Here is an 18814-nt window from a genome sequence, read left to right on the forward strand (position 1 = left end):
TCTACCTGCGTTTCTATTATACTTTCAATTCAGAAAATTCGTTGTTTATTATAGAGTATTATTAAAAGCTGTATTATAATAGAGTCTATGTTCAATAAGCGTTCTTAAAAAAAAATGAACTTAACAAGGGGGAAGTTATGGAACTTGTTCTCCAACAAAGACAACAACTCAATCTAATAATGACATCCGAGTTAAGACAAGCCATCGAACTATTACAATATTCCACTTACGAACTTTACCAATATATAAAAGAACAAGAGCTAGAAAATCCCTTAATAGAATTAGAAGAACAAAAGAACGAGCCTTTGTATGAAAAAAAAACGAGCGACACGTCGAAGTCAATCAGCCCATCTAAACTGACATTGGAAGTAATAACAAGTAATGAGTTAGGTATGAGAAATAAGTTATCCCAACAAGCTATGTTCTTATTTAAGGATGTCCAAGATCAAAAATTAGTCCAATATATCATTCATCATATTGATGATAATGGATATTTATATTTCAATGAAAATGAGTCATTTGTTTATGGGAAGTTTGATGAAGCTGAAATTGACAGAGGAATTCAGCTTCTTCAACATGTTGGACCTACCGGGATAGGCGCAAGAGGTTTGAAAGAATGTTTACTATTGCAAATAACAAACGATTTTCCGGAAGAAAAATTAGCTGAATGCCTAATTCAGAATTACTTGGATCTATTAGCAAATAGAAAATGGGATGATATTGCTGCTCTCATGAATATATCATTGACCAAAGTAAAAGATATTTATGACTTTATTCTAACTCTTAATCCAAAACCGTGTTCCTGCATCGCTGACTTTTCAACACAATATTTGAACCCCGATATTATTGTAGAGGTTAAAAAAACGGGTATTTCTTTTTATTTAAATGATAGTTATTTGCCTACAATTCATTTTAATAATGAATATACTAGTTTGATTAATAATAAAGATGAAACGTCAAAGTATATTAGTAAGCAATATAATAATTACCAATGGTTGCTTAGCAGTATAGAACAGCGTCGTGAAACAATATTGAAAATAGTAAAGGTCATTATCAATAAGCAAGAAAACTTTTTTAGAGACGGATTGATCTCACTTAAACCCCTAACATTAAAAGAAGTATCAGAAGAAATAGAAATGCATGAATCTACTGTTAGCAGGGCTACTATGAATAAAGTTATCCAAACACCTAAAGGCACATTTAACCTTCGGATGTTCTTTACGTCAAAGTTAGAAACCGCAGACGGTAATTCCATTTCTCAAACAAGGGTGAAGGCTCTCTTAGAGACTTTTATTGCAAAAGAAAATAAATTCAAACCGTTTTCAGATCAAAAAATAGCTGATTATTTTAATAATGAAAAAGGGATTACTATATCAAGACGTACGATTAGCAAGTATCGAGAAGAACTAAAAATCCCATCTTCAAGTAGACGTAAAGAGATTAAAGTATGAAGAGGCCCAATATGGTATGTCAACACGAAACTAAAAAAATTTAAGGTGTAGCTGTTGTAGTAGTACCCTCCCTTAATTGTGCTTGACCTTAAAGTAGGTGTCAATTAAATGTAGTCGATTTATCATGCTTACGTTCTAACTCCTCTTTAATTAATTTTATTACGCGTTCAAAATAGGTCTTCTCATGTGGCAGAAAGCTTTTTTTGCTAACACTCTTATTGATTAAAATTTTTTCTCCAGCATTAGTTATTTCAAACCCTTCAATTTTAATTTCTTCTTTTTCCCCTAAACACAGTTCATAAAAGGATTTAAATTCAGCTTTTACAACTCCTGACACTTCTTCTGACTGTAATTCATATTCATCATCCAAGGTATTTTCACTTCTATATAGAAATACGTTACCTAGTTCTTTATCAATAAAATCATCTTGGATTATTCGATCTTTTATTACACCTAGTGAAAATAGATCACCAAAAGATACGTCGATACCTAACTCCTCTTTAACCTCTCTTATTCCATCAGCAATCGTTTCGTTGGCTAATATATGTCCAGCTGCTGTGATGTCTAAAAGGTTTGGAAAATCCTTCTTATCATCACTTCGTATTTGAAAGTGAATGTAATTTTTATCGTTTTTTGTACTTATAAACCAACAATGGAACGTTTCGTGCCAATGTCCTATTCTATGTACTTCTTCACGTGTTGCCACGCCTAACTGCTTGTTATCTTCGTCAAATATATTGATTTTTTCCGTATCCATTGATCATTCCACCTTTCTTTTTTTATGTGATACTAATGAACGAGTCAGTTCTACCACTAAAAGGTATACTCATAATTATCTTCCGTATAGCGAATCCGCCTTCCGTTTATCGAGTTTTATAGCAGGGTAGCAGGGCATCATAAGGTAAAATCTCATTCATCTGAGGTCCAAGTGCAATTGAAACGTTCATTACATAATTAATTATGGTAAAGCAGTTATTTATGTTTGTTTTATTTGAACCTAGGGTATAAAATACACAAAGTGAAAAATTATTCACACAATTTTTCAACCAAATGTTTGAGTGGAGGATTTAAAATGGATAGTCAACAAACGCACCCAAAACCCCCTTATGCCATGATTGCCATCCTATTTGTAGGGGCATTCGTCGCATTACTAAACAATACATTATTAAATGTCGCATTGCCGACGATCATGCAAGAATTCGACGTTCAAGCTTCTGTTGTGCAATGGCTTACCACTGGATATATGCTTGTAAACGGAATATTGATTCCAGCCAGCGCATTTTTTGTTCAAAAGTATACAAACCGAAAATTGTTTATCACGGCGATGTCGCTGTTTACACTGGGAACACTTCTCGCCATTCTCGCACCTTCTTTCGGTATTTTAGTTGCTGCCCGTATGATTCAGGCTTCTGGATCTGCCATGATGATGCCACTTCTAATGAATGTCATGTTAGCAGCTTTTCCGGTCGAGCGCCGAGGAACAGCAATGGGGATTTTTGGTCTCGTTATGATCACAGCTCCTGCTATTGGCCCGACACTGTCAGGTTGGGTACTCGAACATTCCACCTGGCGCACACTATTCGAGATTATCTTGCCATTTTCCATATTGACGCTTACTTTAGCGATTTTTAAATTGCGAAATATTACACCGAATCGTGACATGAAGATAGACATTCTTTCACTTATTTTGTCTAGCATCGGTTTCGGTGGAATTCTTTACGGATTCAGTACAGCAGGTGATAAAGGCTTTGACGCACCGATTGTCTATGGAACCATCATTGTTGGTGCCATTGCACTTGTTATATTCATTTTACGACAGCTCCGATTGGATGATCCAATGCTGGAGTTTAGAATTTACAAACACCCGATGTTCGCTTTATCTTCAGCCATATCTATTCTGTTATCCATTGCCATGTTTTCCGCAATGATTCTTACACCGCTCTATGTCCAGACGATACGAGGAATTTCTCCATTCCATTCAGGTTTACTTATGCTTCCGGGCGCAATTGCGATGGGACTTATGTCTCCAATCACAGGAAAATTATTTGATAAGTACGGGGCACGAGGGATGGCGATTATTGGTCTTACAATTACCGTGGTTACCACTTATTTCTTAAGTACACTCGACATGTCATCTAGTTATTATTACATCATGATGATTTATACGATTCGTATGTTTGGGATTTCATTGGTTATGATGCCTGTTATGACAAACGGCTTGAACCAATTGCCGATGGCCGCGAACCCACATGGTACGGCAATGAATAATACCTTACAGCAAATATCGGGCGCGATTGGTTCCGCACTGCTCATTACCATTATGAATAAACGAATGGAGACAAAAGGTGCTGAACTCGCTGCCGATGCTGCCCAGAGCGGGAACACCCCAACAACTCCAGAAGGACTAGCGGCAATGGAACAAGAACTAATCAGCAAAGCCATGCTTGAAGGAATTAATTATGCATTCTTCGTAGCCATGATTTTTGCCGTTATTGCCTTGATTTTATCGTTCTTTATTAAACGTGTTACAGCGGAAACTACTCATAAACTGACTGAAGAAGATCAGGAAAGGGATACTGAAACGATTACCACCCCTAAATAAAGAGCGTAAGATAAAATTTTTGCTCCTTATAAAGAGTAGCCGGATATAATATAGAAAAAAGGCTGGATCAAAAGTATAAACTTTTGGTCTAGCCTTTTTTGGGGTTATGGATAAAAGCATTTAGAGACCTTTTTGGTATCCTTCCGAACAAAAATAACAATTCTTATTAAACACAAAGAGATACGTCGCTTATCATTTCGGTGATTTATTGAACTTCCTCTAAATAAGAAGAGGTCTCCTAAATGAGGAAACCTCTTCAATCTTCTTCTATTACATTTCAGGTGCTGCGTTTTGTAATGCTTCAATAAGGTTATCAGCCTCTCTTTGTGTAACAAAGATGTTTACAGCTTGATTAGCTTTCGTTACAAATCCTTCAGATGCTGCTGAACCATGTGCAAGACTTGGAATGAGTCTTGAAGTCTTGAAGTCTTCCATCGTATCTTTACCATAGTCATCATATTTTGACAAATCGGCATCGACTCGTGCTGGAATGGAACCTTTTAATGGATTAAATGCATCTTGACCTTCGACTGAACCGAGTACAGTTAAGAACTTTTTCACTTCATCTGGATTTTCAATTCCTTTTGGCAACCCAAATGTATCTGTGATGACAGCAAAATCGCCGTCTGTCTCAGGAAAGGCAACATACCCAAAGTCTTTATTTGCTTCTAGATTTAAATCATTAGCAAAATATCCTTTTGCCCAGTCACCCATATTAATCATTGCGGCTTCACCATTTGCTACAAGCTGAGCAGAATCCTGCCAGTTACGGGATGCATGATCCTCATTCACATAATCAAGCATCTTCCCGAATTTTTCTACCGCATCAACCACTCGTTCATCATCAAAGTCAATCTCACCTGCAAAAAGTTTACTATAATCATCTGGTCCTAATACACCTAAAAGTACATTTTCAAAAATCTGTGTTGCTGTCCATGACTCTTTGTCACCTAATGCTAGTGGAACAATGCCAGCATCTTGTAATTGATCTGCAGCGGTGAAAAACTCATCAAATGTTGTTGGTACTTCAATACCATTTTCCTCAAAAACCTCTAGGTTATAGAAAATTACATTCCCACGGTGAATATTTACAGGTACAGAATAAATGTCTTCACCTTGACTTACCAGCTCAATTAATTCTTCTGGGAATTTATCCATCCACTCATTTTCTTCATACAAATCATTGATTGGTTCCATTTTATCTGCTGCAACCCAGCTCTTATTAAGCTCTTCGCCACCATGCACTTGGAACGTTGATGGTGGATCATCCCCTTGCATTCTTGTGGTTAACACTGCTTTCGCGTTCGTACCAGCTCCACCGGATACTGCAGCGTTGTCAACTTCAATATCTGGATGTTCCTCTTCAAATAAATCAATTAATGCGAGCAATCCATCCTCTTCTCCAGCCCCTGTCCACCAGCTGAAGATTTCTACTTTACCACTTGCACTACCACCATCTTCACTAGAATCACCATCAGATTCCCCCGACGAATCAGAGCTACACGCAGACATCACGAGTACAAGCGCAAATAATACTGAAAGTCCATATAATTTCACGACAATAACCCCCTTATTTTGATAACGCTTTCAATTTACATTATAAAAAAATTCAAACAATTAATACAACTAAATTACTGCACTATTTTACGTTTTTCTTCATTTTTTAAAGATACTTTGCTGAAATTGTTGAGGGGGTTCATGATCATACGACTGTTGATTAGTTATAAACCATGGGACAACGATACGGATTTCGTCAATTGGGTATGCAGAATGATTAGAACTACACATGAACTCCACACAAACTTCACACCAACTACAGATTTTATTTTGTAGCGCAAATAAGGAAACAATAAGGAGATTTATATCAACATGGCATGGGATGCTGTAAAAATTATTTTTTTCCAGGTGGTGTTGGATTCACCACCTGATTCCCCGCCGTTTCTTCAAACTATGCTTGAACGAGTTCCCTTCTGAGTTTGAATCTCCCCACAAACAATTTTCATTTAGGAATACGGACTGTAAACAAAACCCCATCTCGTTCATTCGTTAACTTATATTGTATATGAAGAACATCAAAAATTCGTTTCACAATATACAGTCCAAGACCACTTCCACCTGTATGTCTATTTCTCGATTTCTCTAATCTCTTAAATGGTTCAAAAATCGTATCTAACTGAGCTTCTTCTATTGATACGCCTGAGTTAAAGATGGTCATATAAATAGCATCCTTTGCATCTTTACAAGAAACTTGAACTTCAGCTTTATTAGGAGAATACATCATCGCATTATGAATAATATTACGAAGTGCTTTCTCTACTAACTTTTCATCTGTATTACTCCAAAGGTCACGATCGACTTCTACTGTTACATCTAATTGCTTTTGAGAAGAAAAGTACTCAAGGGAATCCGTGACTTCTGTAAGCATCTTAGATAGATTTACTTTACGAACTTTCGGGTTAAACCCCACTTGATCAATTCTTGAAAGGTGCAAAATTTCCCTCACAAGAAATTCTAACTGTTCCATATTTTTATGAGAACGTTGTAAATACGTATCGCGATCCTTATAAACGCCAATATGATGGATCATTCCTTCTAATTGACCTTTCACGACCGTAATCGGTGATTTTAGTTCATGGGAGATGGTGGCAAAAAAATCCTTTCTCTCTGCCTCCATCTTTCTTTCATGTTCTATATCTTCTTTCAATTTTTCGTTTGCATTATATAACTCATTCATTGTACTTTGTAAATTACTGGACATATTATTTAAACTTGCAGCCAATTCACCTAGTTCGTCTTTGGACTTATACTCACTTTTATGTGAAAAATCTAGATTGATCATTTTTTTGGCCACTGAATTCAATTCAAGTAAAGGCCTTGACAAAATTTTCGCATAAAAAAGTGCGCCAACGATTGAAATGAATAAAATAACAACAATTAAATAAGGTAAAAATTGTAAGATGACTTTTTGAACTTCATCAACAGGTTGAAACGTTTGAAAAACTTTAAGGGTGAACTCTCCTTCCCTTACAGTTATCGGTTCCATTATGAATAATCCCTCTGTTCCCTCTCTTCCTCTTCTATCTATTTTCTCTATTTCTTTTTCTTCTATTTCTTCTATTTTCTCTATTTCTTTTTCTTCTATTTCTTCTATTTCTTCTATTTCCTCTATTTCTATTTCCTCCTCTATTCCCTCCCTTAGCGTCATTACTCTTCTATTGATAGCGATAACTGTATTTTCATCTATTTGTTCAATTATATCTATGTAACCATAAAAGTAATAATCATGTTCCAATTCCAGTCTAACGGGTTTCCCATCAGGTGTTCCCACCTCAACAATAACATCATTTCCTAATTCGAAATTACGTCTGTGACCTAAAAAATATTTAATGGATTCTCCTTCTACTTCATCCTTAAACTGAGCGAATTCAGACTGTAAACTACTCAGTTTATAATCCTTATAAAAACCAGGGAGAAGAAAATATAGAGCAAAATAAATAATAAATGACGCCAACATTAATAATATAGTCGTAATAACGAAAATTTTTAACACAATGCCTCTACGTTTTAAATGCACAGGAAAATTAATCATGGATCTTATACCCAATGCCTTTTACCGTTTTTATATAATCACCATTCAACTTCCTTCGAAGGTTCTTAATATGTGTATCAATAACCCTTGTATCACCGGAATAGTTATATCCCCACAGCCTATTTATCATCGCTTCTCTTGGAATCACTTGCCCTTTATTCTCCATTAAATAATGTAGCAGCTCAAACTCCTTCGTCGTCAAATTAATCAATTGATTATCTTCGTATGCTTCGAAAGATGGTACGTTCATAACGAGGTTTTCAAAAGTAAGTTGGCCTTGAACATTTTCCTTTGTTCGATTGTTCCTTCTGAGTACTGCTTCGACTCGTTTGATAAGAATATCAAACGAAAATGGTTTTGTTATATAGTCGTCTACGCCTGTTTCAAAGCCCTTTAGTTGATCTAAATCATCTTCTAATGCTGTAAGCATAATAATTGGTATGTCTGAGTTCTGGCGTATAAGCTGGCTTAACTGGAATCCATCCATGTTTGGCATCATTACATCCGTAATAACGAGGTCAAAATCATTTTTTTGAAATAACGTTAACCCCTCAAGTCCATCACTCGCCAATTCTACTTTATACTGTTGCGTCAACAAAAACTCGCTGATCAGTTCGCGAATTTCATTATCATCTTCTAAAACTAATATTGAATACATTATGAACACCATACCTACTTGTCAAAGTTGAATTAAATTCTTATAAAGGTAGTATCTCATACCAACTCTTTAGTCCCCACATACGTTGGGCCTATTTTTTGTGGTAACCAATGAGTGACATCTTGTTCAGTCCAAAAGTTAATTCTTTTTAGGGACCAAAGCACCAGCAAGAAAGGAAAAACAACTACCTCCACATACGGACGCTGATTTTATGTTAGCTCGGTGGCTTTTGCATTCTGGGGGTGTAACCTAGATCCTAGCTTGATGGGTATAGGGAGACAGTGCAAGAGGAAAAGTTCTGTCATTGGTTTATGGCTCATAATGTTTTTCGGTTTCGGCATGTTTCTTTTCTTAAGTAAAATTAAAAAAGATAAAAACACCTTTCTTTCAAACGATTAACAATTACTTGTTACTTATTTTCTTTTTCTAAAATATCCTTCACAACATCCTCGATGGTTACTATTCCTAATGCCTTTTCTAATGCTAGTTCAGCAACAGAAAATATTGGTCCAATTGTATTTTGTATGTTTCTTCCTACTGGGCAAGCTGGATTTGGATTTTCATGGACCCCAAATAACTCTTTATCCTGCACGACATTAACAGATTTATATACGTCGAGTAATGTAATCTCGGATAATTCCTTGGCCAAACCCGCACCAGCAACACCAGGTCGGACGTTTACTAATCCAGCATTTTTAAGCATTCCTGTTATTTTTCTTATTAAAGCTGGATTAGTGCTTACACTTGCTGCAATATATTCAGATGTATTAACTCCATCTTTATTTATTTCTAAAAGAGATAATATATGGATCCCTACTGCAAAACGGCTACTGATAGACATCTTTTTTCGCCTTCCTTCAACTTCTATATTCCTACTATTATAAAGGATTACACATGTAATACAAGCAGTTACAAGTTAGTATTATTACTATTTGTTTTAAAATTTCGGTAAAAATCAATTGACAAAACACCATCCTGTAATCTATATTGTTACATGTAATCAATTTAGTTACAATTAAACGAAACACAATAAACGATTATTGGAGGAGTTTTAATATGAAGATCGGAATTATTGGTGCAGGCGGCAAAGCTGGAAGCTTAATTCTTAAGGAGGCTGTAGGTAGAGGTCACGAGGTTACAGCTATTGTCAGGGATGCAGCTAAAGTTCAAAATCAAGATGTTGCCGTCTTAGTAAAAGACCTATTTGCCTTGAAGGCAGATGATGTGAATAAATTTGATGTCGTTGTCAATTCATTTAATGCTAAACCTGGGCAAGAACATCTACATGTGGATGCTGGTAGAGTTTTAATAGAGGTGCTTAAAGTTGCTTCACAAACAAGATTAATTGTAGTTGGAGGAGCAGGAAGTTTATTTGTGGATGAAGCGAAATCACTAAGAGTATTGGAAACGCCAGAATTTCCTGAAGCCTATCTTCCAACTGCTATAAATATGGGCAAAAATCTTGAGGAATTACAAAGCATAAGTGGAATTCAATGGACTTATATTAGCCCAGCAGGATTCTTTGACCCAGAAGGTAAACGAACAGGCTCTTATCAAAAAGGAAAAGACAACTTAATTCTAAATGCAAAAGGTGAAAGCTATTTAAGCTATGCTGACTATGCTATTGCCGTTTTGAATGAAATTGAAAATCCTCAACATAAAAACGAACGATTTTCACTTGTTTCTGAATCAGAATAACAATCGATACGTAAAAATTAAGTTTAAACTAGAGATACCATTAGTGTGTAAATGCTAATGGTATTTTCAATTGAAACTACATACTGCCTTTAGAGGAGATATAACATGCCTCAATTACCTCTAAATAATTATTCTTCACTAATCTGTAGCCAGTTTTTATTGGTTAACCTTTTTATATAGGACTTATTATATCAATAGCCATGGTAGAACATACGGGTGCGTGGGACAATGATAACGAAATTTAGCAGATATATAAAATCTCGTATTCCTCCATCCCTATTTTAAGATTTTATGAAAAAGAGAATTCATCTTTTTCTATAAAATCATTGTTAATGGCGCAGAAGGATATTTCTAAAAAATAATAATAAGTATATAGAAACAGATGTGAAAGGAGGAGTACCGTGCTTGAAAAATTTGCAGATCCTCTTCCCCTTATGGAAACGATTCAACCTATTGCATGGATTAACCAAGTACCCTTTTATGAGGTGTCAATGAGACAAAGCATGCTAAAGCTTCATCGCGATTTACCTCCCACGAAAATCTGGGGATATAATGGCTATTTTCCAGGGCCAATCTTCAGAGTATGGCGCAACCAAATGATTCGCGTTTTATGGAAAAATGAGCTACCACTGAAACATTTTCTTCCTATTGATACAACGATCCACGGTGCCGAAAAAGATAAGCCAGAAGTTCGTACTGTCGTTCATCTTCACGGAAGTGTAACTCCTGATATGAGTGATGGCTATCCAGAGGCATGGTTTACAAATGGCTTTAAAGAAGTAGGGCCATACTTTTCTTTGAAGATCTATGAGTATCCGAATAAACAGCCTGCAACATCGCTATGGTATCATGATCACGCGATGGGAATCACTCGTTTAAATATTTATGCGGGGTTAGCTGGTTTTTATATTATCCATGATACAGAAGAACAGTCACTTGGATTACCCAATGGTCCATTCGAAATTCCTTTGCTCATTCAAGACCGCTCCTTCCATTCAGATGGTTCGCTCTTATATCCTTCTCAACCCGATCCGCCTGTAGCTGACGTGAACCCCTCCGTCCTTCCTGATTTTTTCGGTGATACAATTTTAGTCAACGGGAAGGTGTGGCCATATGTTGAAGTGGAGCCTCGACGCTATCGCTTCCGAATTTTAAATGGCTCAAACGCTCGATTTTATCGACTGTCTCTTTCAAATGGAGGCCCTTTTGTCCAAATTGGTACCGATCAAGGTTTATTATCCGCACCTGTTAATGTCACAGAGCTGTTACTTGCACCAGCTGAACGAGCAGATGTATTAGTGGATTTTTCATCTTCATTTGGTGAGGAGATTACAATAAAAAACGATGCAGCGTCTCCATTTCCACAAGGCGAAATGCCGGATGCACAATCAACAGAATTCGTCATGCAAATTCGTGTGACCAAAAGTCTGTCAAGTCCAGATCATAGCAAATTGCCTCACACTTTAACACATGTGCCAAAACTCAAAGAAAGCACTCAATACAAAACTAGAAATCTTTTGCTAAATATGAGGACTGATGAATTTAAACGTAATATTCACTTATTAAATAATCAATTATGGTCAGAACCCATTACCGAATCCCCTCGCCTTTGGAACGTGGAAATTTGGAGCTTCATCAATTTAACAGAAGCAACGCACCCCATTCATTTACACCTAGTACGATTTCAAATTCTTGATCGGCAACCGTTTGATCAAGAGATTTATGAAGAAAATAGCAAACTTGTCCCGACTGGTTCTCGAGTAACTCCTGATCCAAATGAACAAGGATGGAAGGATACAGTACGTGCGGACCCTGGAGAAATCACACGCATTATTGTTCCATTTGGCCCTTATACTGGTTTATACGTCTGGCATTGTCACATTTTAGAGCACGAGGATTATGAAATGATGCGGCCTTATGTTGTGATTCAATGAAGTGTGACGTGATGTATGAATTAGAAAAGCAGGAACCTCTAAGGATTCCTGCTTTCTCATTATACTTTTATTGCATTGTTAGGAGCTTCATACGCCGATAGGTTCACTTTCAGATGCATCAATTTGGACCTGAAATTATGCGAAAAGTGGTGTCAGCTTGAAACAACCCATGATTCTTAATCCTTTCGTTCATGCTCAGGTTCTGGATGAATCAATACTTGCGCATTAGCAAACAAATTAATGATGTCTTGTTCGATTCGATCACATAAATCATGTACTGTCTCAATGGAATAGTGGGATGGAACAACTAGGTGAAAATCAATGTATTCATCTTTACCTGAACGTCTAGTACGAAAATCGTGAACTTCAACATATTCTTCTTTATAGGATTCAATAATTTGTAAGAGTTGCTCTTCCTCTTCTGCAGATAAACGTACATCCATTAATGGAGGAAACGATTCTTTCATTAACTTAAACGCTTCAAACATGATATAAACAGCTAAAACAATTCCGATAATAGGATCTAAAATATACCATCCAGTTAATAGGACAAGTAACAAACTTATTGCTACACCTAATGACGTGTATACATCTGTAAGTAGATGTAACGCGTTGGATTTCATGGCCATAGATTTTGTTTTCTCGGCTGTTCGTCCAACAATTCTTGACACGATAAAGTTGATGGTAGCACCAATTAACATCACTAGTATTCCTAGGAACGGGAGTTGGATCGGTTCAGGATGCAGGATTTTGTGAATGCATTCGTAAATAATCCAAATACCAGCTACAAAAATTAATAATGTTTCAATGGTTCCCGATATATTTTCTATTTTCCCATGTCCATACGGGTGGTCTTTATCAGCTGGTTTGCCCGAAATTCGAACAGAGAAAAAAGCGATTAAAGAAGCCATTAAATCTAATGAAGAATGGATACCTTCGGACAAAACAGCTACCGAACCGGTAATTATCCCAACAATTATTTTTAAAATAACAACAAAAGTATTACTTATTACTGATAAAAATGCAATTTTAGAAGGATTTGGATTCATTCATACTTCACTCCATTGTTCTTGATTTAAATTATGATATCAAAACAAATGTTAGTGGGTCTATAGCAACCTTTTTGAGAAAATAAACATTAATTTAAGTCCAGCAAATATGTTGAACAAGGGCACATTTCTTTAAGTCAAACAACTACATATGGTGATTCATTATTTTTGGTACATATTGCAAAATGAATGTACGTTCGATACAAATCAAGAGGGGATACAGGCTTAATTTGTTCTCTATGTATTGTCGAATAAATCCTTAGTCAACTTTAAGTATATTCACGTTGTACATATTCATTCTTCTTAAACAAAAACCCTGGTAAACCACTTAACTTACTATTGCAAGCAGTTATTGACACGGCCATTGCCTTTGCTAACCTTAGTCATCGCAATAGTGCTTTTTAGAAATGAAAAATAGCCCCTAGTCAGTAAACTCATACAGGGAGCTATTTAGGCAATTCCTAAATTGCGCCGAACTTTGGGTTCAGCAATCTGTTTTACACCTAATTCATGTCTCGCAAACATGAATTAGGTCTTTTTAGTATTTGTTATCTTAAGTCAAATTATACAGCTCTAATGCTTCATAGAAAGAGGTTCAAGGCAAAACCTTCTTCTCTTGCGAGGTGTCGCCACCCTTCGAGCCATACTGTTTTAACTTAAATACATCATAGTAGATTATCAGTTTGAATCCAGTATACAGAATAAGATCACACTCCAACAGCAGAAACACTTTAGTGTATTCACCTGAGAATCCCACTGGCTTAGCTCTTGGGATTCTCAAGTGCACCTAAGGCGGAGATATTTGCGCCAATGGCTTGTATCCAACTACCAATTGTATTGGTCAGTTCATCATCTGCTCCTTTGCTCTTATTTATTCCTGATATCGCTTGCATTGAATTTCCAATGACTTGAAGCAAGTTTCCATAAATGTCATAAAAGGATTCTATCGTAATTTCTTCATTTAACGCATCTGCTAGGCTTGCGCCCCCACCTACCGCTTGCAGTAGATTTCCTTTAATGTTTAACTCATTCTGGATCTCTTCATTTACCACTATTAAAAACTTTACAATAATGGTCAAGTTCCCTATAGATTGAACTTGATTACCAAGTTTAGTTAAAGAAGGTTGCTCTATACTGTCTGCAATCAAAGCGTTCCCTGTTGCTTGTAAGACATTTCCCCATAAAGCAAGATTGGAGAGCAACTCTTTATCACTAGATACCGATGGAGTATTTCCCACCGCAGAAACTGTTGTGCCAGTGGCTTGTACCCAGGACCCAAATAGAGCTTTTAATCGATCGTCCAACTTGGTCCGTACCCCCTCCCCACTAAAGTGACCTATTCTATCTTATTCATAAGAAGATTGCGCGACATTTACTTCTATACTCATTTACTAAAAATACAATAATTATAAAACTAAACATAAACGTTTCTAGTGCCTTATAAAAAAGGACAGAGCAAGGGTTAAATCCACATTCATTGAGTGTTTTATCGAACATTAGTCACTACATCCCCGACATATCCAGGAAAGCTGGGGGAGCTTATCAATCAGAAACCACTGTCGATCTTCAACACTAAAAAGCACACAACCAAATCTAGGTTGTGTGCTGGTATATTATTATCGTTTTTTGCTTCTTTTTCCTGCAGATGGCTTTGGCGCAGTGTGGCCACCACCATAACGTTGCTGCCTTTTAATATTCTTCTCGATTTTTTCTTCACGACGATCTTTTGCACTCATGCGATCCTTTTTCGAACTTCCCTCATCTGAATGACGATCAAACTCAGATGCATTTACTTCAATCATTTTTCGAGGAATGGCGTACTGGATGCCTTGCTCAATATTTCGCATCAGTTCTTTGTCTTTTGGCGCAGATAATGTGAAAGCAACGCCCTCTTCTCCCGCTCGACCCGTTCGTCCAATACGGTGAATGTAGCTTTCCACGTCTTCTGGGACATCGTAATTAAAAACATGCGTAATCCCTTCAATATCAATTCCACGTGACGCGACATCTGTTGCAACAAGCAATTGAAGCTTCGCTGTTCTAAACTTCTTCATCACATTTTCACGCTTTGACTGCGACAAATCACCATGCAACTCACCAACCAAATACCCTCTTCCGCGAAGTTCGCCGTACAGCTTACTTACGCGCCTGATCGTTCTGCAAAAAATAATGCCAAGAAAGGGGCGTGTTTCATCAACTGTTTTACAAAGTGCACCTAACTTTTCTCGATCTGACACTTCAATTACATAATGTTCGATTTCTTCAACCTTATTCGTTTCATCACGAATATGCACCGTTTCAGGAGTTGACATATAACGTTTTGCTAATTTACGAATTTCTTTTGACAGCGTTGCAGAAAATAGTCCCATCTGCTTAACAGAATGTGTTTCCTCGATAACCTGTTCTACTTCTTCTAAAAATCCGAAATGAAGCATTTGATCCGCTTCATCTAACACTAAAGTTGTAATCGTTGATAAATCAATCGTTTCACGACGTACGTGATCAAGCAGCCGTCCTGGTGTTGCCACAACAATTTGAACGTCACGTGACAATCGCTTAATTTGCTTGTCCAAATCTTGACCACCATAAATAGATAAAACATTTGGATAGCCGTCTTCATTTTGCAGCTTTTTGATCTCAGCCGTCAATTGAATCGCAAGTTCACGTGTTGGCGCTAAAATAAGTGCTTGAAGTTGTTCAAAAGTTGGGTCTAGTTTTTGAATCATTGGCAGGAGAAAGGCTAATGTCTTACCAGTACCTGTTTTTGCTTGAACAAGCACGTCTTTTCCTTCTAGCAATAAAGGAATGGTCTCTAATTGAACAGGAGTCGGCGATAAAATCATCTGCTCCTCTAATTTTTTACAAAGTAATGGGGATACACCCATCGATACAAATTCTTTCACTTGATTCACCTCTTCCCTTCATTATACCTCTTTTTCCCCCACTATTCTTCCCCACCTTATCTATTTTGACAAAAGTCGCTTAAGCTTCTACAAACCATCTGCTATACTAAGGTCATATTGTTTTTTTGAAGGAGATAAACATGAATATAATGATCACTGGAGCCACAGGATTTGTTGGCACAAAACTAATGAAATCTTTATTAAAGGAAGGGCATAGCCTCTATCCAATTGTTCGAAACGAGCAAAAAATGGATCAGCTTCTTGCTTCAATGTCAGATGAAGAAGCATTGCGTGTTCATCCGGTTGCGGGAGATATTACGCAAGTAGACCTTGGAATTACACCAACCACACAAAAAGAACTCGACCAACAAATCGATGTTTTTTATCATACTGCTGCGTTTTTATCATTCGATCCAGCCGACCGTAAAAAGACGTTTTTTGTTAATGTAGAAGGCACCCAACATGCACTTGATCTTGCAAAAAAAATACATGTGAAGTCCTTCAAACATGTGAGCACAGCTTATACGGTTGGTCTAGATAATCATGCAGAGGAAACTCTGCACTCAACAGATCGTCAATTCGTCAATGACTATGAAGAAAGTAAATGCCATGCAGAACACCTCGTTTGGGAACATAGACATGAGCTGAACGTGAGTATCTTCCGTCCTGCCATCATTGTTGGTGACTCAAACACTGGAGAAGCCAATACAACATTTGCTTTGTATGGTCTTTTAAAAGCCGTTGCATTATTAAGAAAGATGATCCAACGAGGACGAATCGATCAAAATCGTACCATCCAATTATTGAGTAAAGGGGCTGCTTCGAGCAATGTTGTTCCCGTGAACTATGTAGTCGATGTTTTAACTGCAGGTGCTACTCATTCAGAACGGAACAAAATTTACCACATTTCCAACAACCATACCCCTAAAAATGAAGAAGTTCTTGAATGGATAAAAAAATTTAGTGGTGTTCATCAGCTTGCAATCGTGGACGAACCACACACCTTAACAGCAGAAGATGAAATCATCAACGAGCCGATGAGCGTTTTCCATTCGTATTTATCAAGAACCCTTATCTTTGAAGATTCCAACACGAAAAAATTACTCGATCGTGCCGGAACAGAAGAGCTTCAACTATCAGATGAAAAATATAAAATGTTGATCAGAGTATATTTTGAAAAAAATTAACGGTTCGCCAGTCCAATGTTCATAAAAAACACAAATAGACCCCTAGCTGACTCTTCTGTCAGCTGGGGGTCTTGTTAATTCTTCACACCTTACACGATCCATCAGAACAATCTGCATCGTCGTCTTTCATGTTCATACTTCCTTCATGAACAAGTAGAGGTTCTTTCTTTTCCTGCCAAACTTTATCAAGCACCTCTTTAAAAACGTCGCTTGGTTGCGCCCCTGATACAGCATATTTTTCGCCGATAACAAAGAAAGGTACACCGGTAACGCCAATTCTTGATGCTTCATCAACATCATGCTGAACATTTGATTCAAAGTCATTCGAAGAAAGAACCGCCATTACTTGATCATGATCAAGCCCAACTTCAGCAGCGAGTTTTGCAAGTGTTTCATGTTTCCCAATGTGCTGAGATTCACTAAAATACGCTTGTAATAATCGTTCCGTAAGCTCTGCCATTTTTCCCTGTGTAGATGCGAAATGCGTTAAGCGGTGAGCATCTCGTGTATTCGTACGAATCATTTTATCAAAATCGTAATCTAGACCAACTTCTTTCGCTTGTTCAACCATTCCGTTCGTCATTTCTTTCGCACGATCGATTGTCATACCGTATTTACCAGCAAGCAATTCATACATGCTTTTAGTTGGATCTACAGGAGCATGCGGATCCAATTCAAAGCTTCGGTAAACCACTTCGACTTCGTCACGTCCCGCAAATTCACTTAAAGCTTTTTCAAATTTCCTTTTTCCAATATAACAAAATGGACAAACATAATCCGACCAAATTTGGACTTTCATGTTATCAATCTCCTCTCCCTTTTTTAATGTAGCACTGTATCGTCTTTTTGATTTAGCACATAAAATGTTTGCTTAAATCCATTCAACTTTTAACCAAAAAATTCAAAAACGCCACGCTATTGTCTGATTTGCGTGGCATTTGTTTATGTTTTATACCTTACATGATCCGTCTGAACATTCAGGATCATTTTCATCTTTTTCGCGATTAGCTCCAACTTGAATAAGTGGAGAAGCACTTTTTTCTGCCCAAACTTTTTCAAGCACTTCTTTAAAGGTATCGCTTGATTGTGCACCAGAAACAGCGTATTTTTGATCAATGACAAAAAACGGCACACCATTTACACCAAGTTTTGATGCTTCATTGATATCATTTTGAACGCTTTCGTTATAATCATTAGATGAAAGCACGGCAAGTACTTCATCGTGATCGAGCCCAACTTCAGCTGCAATCTTTGCTAGCGTTTCGTGGTCACCAATATGTTGGAACTCGATAAAATAAGCTTTTAACAGCCTTTCAGTAAGTTCCGCCATCTTCCCTTGTGTTGTGGCGAAATGGGTCAATCGATGAGCGTCTCTTGTATTGATGCGCTTTACCCGATCAAAATCGTAATCTAGACCGACTTCTTTCGCTTGTTGCTCAACACCATTTGCCATATCAATCGTGCGTTCGCGCGTCATGCCATATTTTTTAGCCAAGGCATCATATATATCCTCTTTCACATCAAGCGGCGCATGTGGATCGATTTCAAAGCTTCGGTAGGCGACTTCGACTTGATCGCGTTCTGCAAATTCGCTTAACGCTTTTTCAAATTTTCTTTTTCCTATATAACAAAATGGACATACATGATCTGACCAGATCTCAACTTTCATGAAGTTCTCTCCTGTCTAAATAAAGTAACTATTTCTTTTCCTAATCTAATCACACATTCGAAATTAAATCGAAT

15 protein-coding genes are annotated in these 18814 nt (G+C 37.1%); 5 read left to right on the top strand and 10 right to left on the bottom strand.

The window, feature by feature from the left end; genetic code table 11:
• The first annotated feature begins 137 nt into the window (after positions 1-137).
• A complete protein-coding gene (rpoN, locus tag AB1471_RS09705) occupies positions 138-1451 on the top strand; it encodes an RNA polymerase factor sigma-54 (RefSeq protein WP_367779563.1) in 1314 nt (437 codons plus the stop codon).
• 100 nt (positions 1452-1551) lie between these two features.
• Here the strand turns inward: rpoN and AB1471_RS09710 are convergent, their stop codons facing one another.
• Entirely contained in the window at positions 1552-2208 is a 657-nt protein-coding gene (locus AB1471_RS09710) for an NUDIX hydrolase (RefSeq protein ID WP_367779564.1), read from the bottom strand.
• A gap of 315 nt (positions 2209-2523) precedes the next feature.
• Here AB1471_RS09710 and AB1471_RS09715 point away from each other — a divergent pair, with 315 nt between their 5' ends.
• Entirely contained in the window at positions 2524-4053 is a 1530-nt protein-coding gene (locus AB1471_RS09715; RefSeq protein ID WP_367779565.1) for a DHA2 family efflux MFS transporter permease subunit, read from the top strand.
• A 270-nt stretch (positions 4054-4323) separates the two neighbouring features.
• Here the strand turns inward: AB1471_RS09715 and AB1471_RS09720 are convergent, their stop codons facing one another.
• The 4 genes from AB1471_RS09720 to AB1471_RS09735 all read right to left on the bottom strand — a co-directional run bounded on the left by AB1471_RS09720 (position 4324) and on the right by AB1471_RS09735 (position 9141).
• On the bottom strand, positions 4324-5565 hold the full coding sequence (locus tag AB1471_RS09720) for an ABC transporter substrate-binding protein (RefSeq protein WP_367779638.1): 1242 nt from the start codon (positions 5563-5565) through the stop codon (positions 4324-4326).
• Positions 5566-6052: 487 nt separating this feature from the next.
• Positions 6053-7642: a sensor histidine kinase gene (locus tag AB1471_RS09725; protein WP_367779566.1), complete on the bottom strand. Its 1590-nt coding sequence runs from the start codon at positions 7640-7642 to the stop codon at positions 6053-6055.
• The gene (locus tag AB1471_RS09730; protein WP_367779567.1) at positions 7635-8300 is read right to left on the bottom strand and encodes a response regulator transcription factor; all 666 of its coding nucleotides are present in this window, start codon (positions 8298-8300) and stop codon (positions 7635-7637) included. The genes AB1471_RS09725 and AB1471_RS09730 overlap by 8 nt, the downstream gene beginning before the upstream one ends.
• Positions 8301-8709: 409 nt before the next feature.
• Positions 8710-9141 (bottom strand): Rrf2 family transcriptional regulator, encoded by a 432-nt coding sequence (locus AB1471_RS09735; RefSeq protein ID WP_367779568.1) that lies wholly within the window; start codon positions 9139-9141, stop codon positions 8710-8712.
• Positions 9142-9356: 215 nt separating this feature from the next.
• Between AB1471_RS09735 and AB1471_RS09740 the strand changes: the two genes are divergently transcribed.
• Positions 9357-9998 (top strand): NAD(P)-dependent oxidoreductase, encoded by a 642-nt coding sequence (locus AB1471_RS09740; RefSeq protein ID WP_367779569.1) that lies wholly within the window; start codon positions 9357-9359, stop codon positions 9996-9998.
• 401 nt (positions 9999-10399) lie between these two features.
• Positions 10400-11932 (top strand): multicopper oxidase family protein, encoded by a 1533-nt coding sequence (locus AB1471_RS09745; protein ID WP_437342356.1) that lies wholly within the window; start codon positions 10400-10402, stop codon positions 11930-11932.
• Positions 11933-12108: 176 nt separating this feature from the next.
• Here AB1471_RS09745 and AB1471_RS09750 read toward each other — a convergent pair whose 3' ends face one another.
• The 3 genes from AB1471_RS09750 to AB1471_RS09760 all read right to left on the bottom strand — a co-directional run bounded on the left by AB1471_RS09750 (position 12109) and on the right by AB1471_RS09760 (position 15884).
• Positions 12109-12981 carry a cation diffusion facilitator family transporter gene (locus tag AB1471_RS09750; protein ID WP_367779570.1) on the bottom strand — a complete coding sequence of 291 codons (873 nt, stop codon included), beginning with the start codon at positions 12979-12981 and terminating at the stop codon, positions 12109-12111.
• Between the two features lie 761 nt (positions 12982-13742).
• Positions 13743-14285: a DUF6944 family repetitive protein gene (locus AB1471_RS09755; protein WP_367779571.1), complete on the bottom strand. Its 543-nt coding sequence runs from the start codon at positions 14283-14285 to the stop codon at positions 13743-13745.
• 312 nt (positions 14286-14597) lie between these two features.
• Entirely contained in the window at positions 14598-15884 is a 1287-nt protein-coding gene (locus AB1471_RS09760; protein WP_367779572.1) for a DEAD/DEAH box helicase, read from the bottom strand.
• A 140-nt stretch (positions 15885-16024) separates the two neighbouring features.
• Between AB1471_RS09760 and AB1471_RS09765 the strand changes: the two genes are divergently transcribed.
• Positions 16025-17071 carry an SDR family oxidoreductase gene (locus AB1471_RS09765; RefSeq protein WP_367779573.1) on the top strand — a complete coding sequence of 349 codons (1047 nt, stop codon included), beginning with the start codon at positions 16025-16027 and terminating at the stop codon, positions 17069-17071.
• 82 nt (positions 17072-17153) lie between these two features.
• Here AB1471_RS09765 and AB1471_RS09770 read toward each other — a convergent pair whose 3' ends face one another.
• On the bottom strand, positions 17154-17870 hold the full coding sequence (locus AB1471_RS09770) for a DsbA family oxidoreductase (RefSeq protein WP_367779574.1): 717 nt from the start codon (positions 17868-17870) through the stop codon (positions 17154-17156).
• Positions 17871-18020: 150 nt separating this feature from the next.
• Positions 18021-18740: a DsbA family oxidoreductase gene (locus AB1471_RS09775; RefSeq protein ID WP_367779575.1), complete on the bottom strand. Its 720-nt coding sequence runs from the start codon at positions 18738-18740 to the stop codon at positions 18021-18023.
• Between the last annotated feature and the right edge of the window lie 74 nt (positions 18741-18814).

It is taken from the genome of Jeotgalibacillus marinus, assembly GCF_040801915.1.
Taxonomy (GTDB): domain Bacteria; phylum Bacillota; class Bacilli; order Bacillales; family Jeotgalibacillaceae; genus Jeotgalibacillus; species Jeotgalibacillus marinus.

Bases quoted from the DNA above. Each gene is read 5' to 3' on its own strand.
- rpoN (WP_367779563.1), top strand. From the start codon at position 138: ATGGAACTTGTTCTCCAACAAAGACAACAACTCAATCTAATAATGACA.
- AB1471_RS09710 (WP_367779564.1), bottom strand. From the start codon at position 2,208: ATGGATACGGAAAAAATCAATATATTTGACGAAGATAACAAGCAGTTA.
- AB1471_RS09715 (WP_367779565.1), top strand. From the start codon at position 2,524: ATGGATAGTCAACAAACGCACCCAAAACCCCCTTATGCCATGATTGCC.
- AB1471_RS09720 (WP_367779638.1), bottom strand. From the start codon at position 5,565: ATGTCTGCGTGTAGCTCTGATTCGTCGGGGGAATCTGATGGTGATTCT.
- AB1471_RS09725 (WP_367779566.1), bottom strand. From the start codon at position 7,642: ATGATTAATTTTCCTGTGCATTTAAAACGTAGAGGCATTGTGTTAAAA.
- AB1471_RS09730 (WP_367779567.1), bottom strand. From the start codon at position 8,300: ATGTATTCAATATTAGTTTTAGAAGATGATAATGAAATTCGCGAACTG.
- AB1471_RS09735 (WP_367779568.1), bottom strand. From the start codon at position 9,141: ATGTCTATCAGTAGCCGTTTTGCAGTAGGGATCCATATATTATCTCTT.
- AB1471_RS09740 (WP_367779569.1), top strand. From the start codon at position 9,357: ATGAAGATCGGAATTATTGGTGCAGGCGGCAAAGCTGGAAGCTTAATT.
- AB1471_RS09750 (WP_367779570.1), bottom strand. From the start codon at position 12,981: ATGAATCCAAATCCTTCTAAAATTGCATTTTTATCAGTAATAAGTAAT.
- AB1471_RS09765 (WP_367779573.1), top strand. From the start codon at position 16,025: ATGAATATAATGATCACTGGAGCCACAGGATTTGTTGGCACAAAACTA.
- AB1471_RS09770 (WP_367779574.1), bottom strand. From the start codon at position 17,870: ATGAAAGTCCAAATTTGGTCGGATTATGTTTGTCCATTTTGTTATATT.
- AB1471_RS09775 (WP_367779575.1), bottom strand. From the start codon at position 18,740: ATGAAAGTTGAGATCTGGTCAGATCATGTATGTCCATTTTGTTATATA.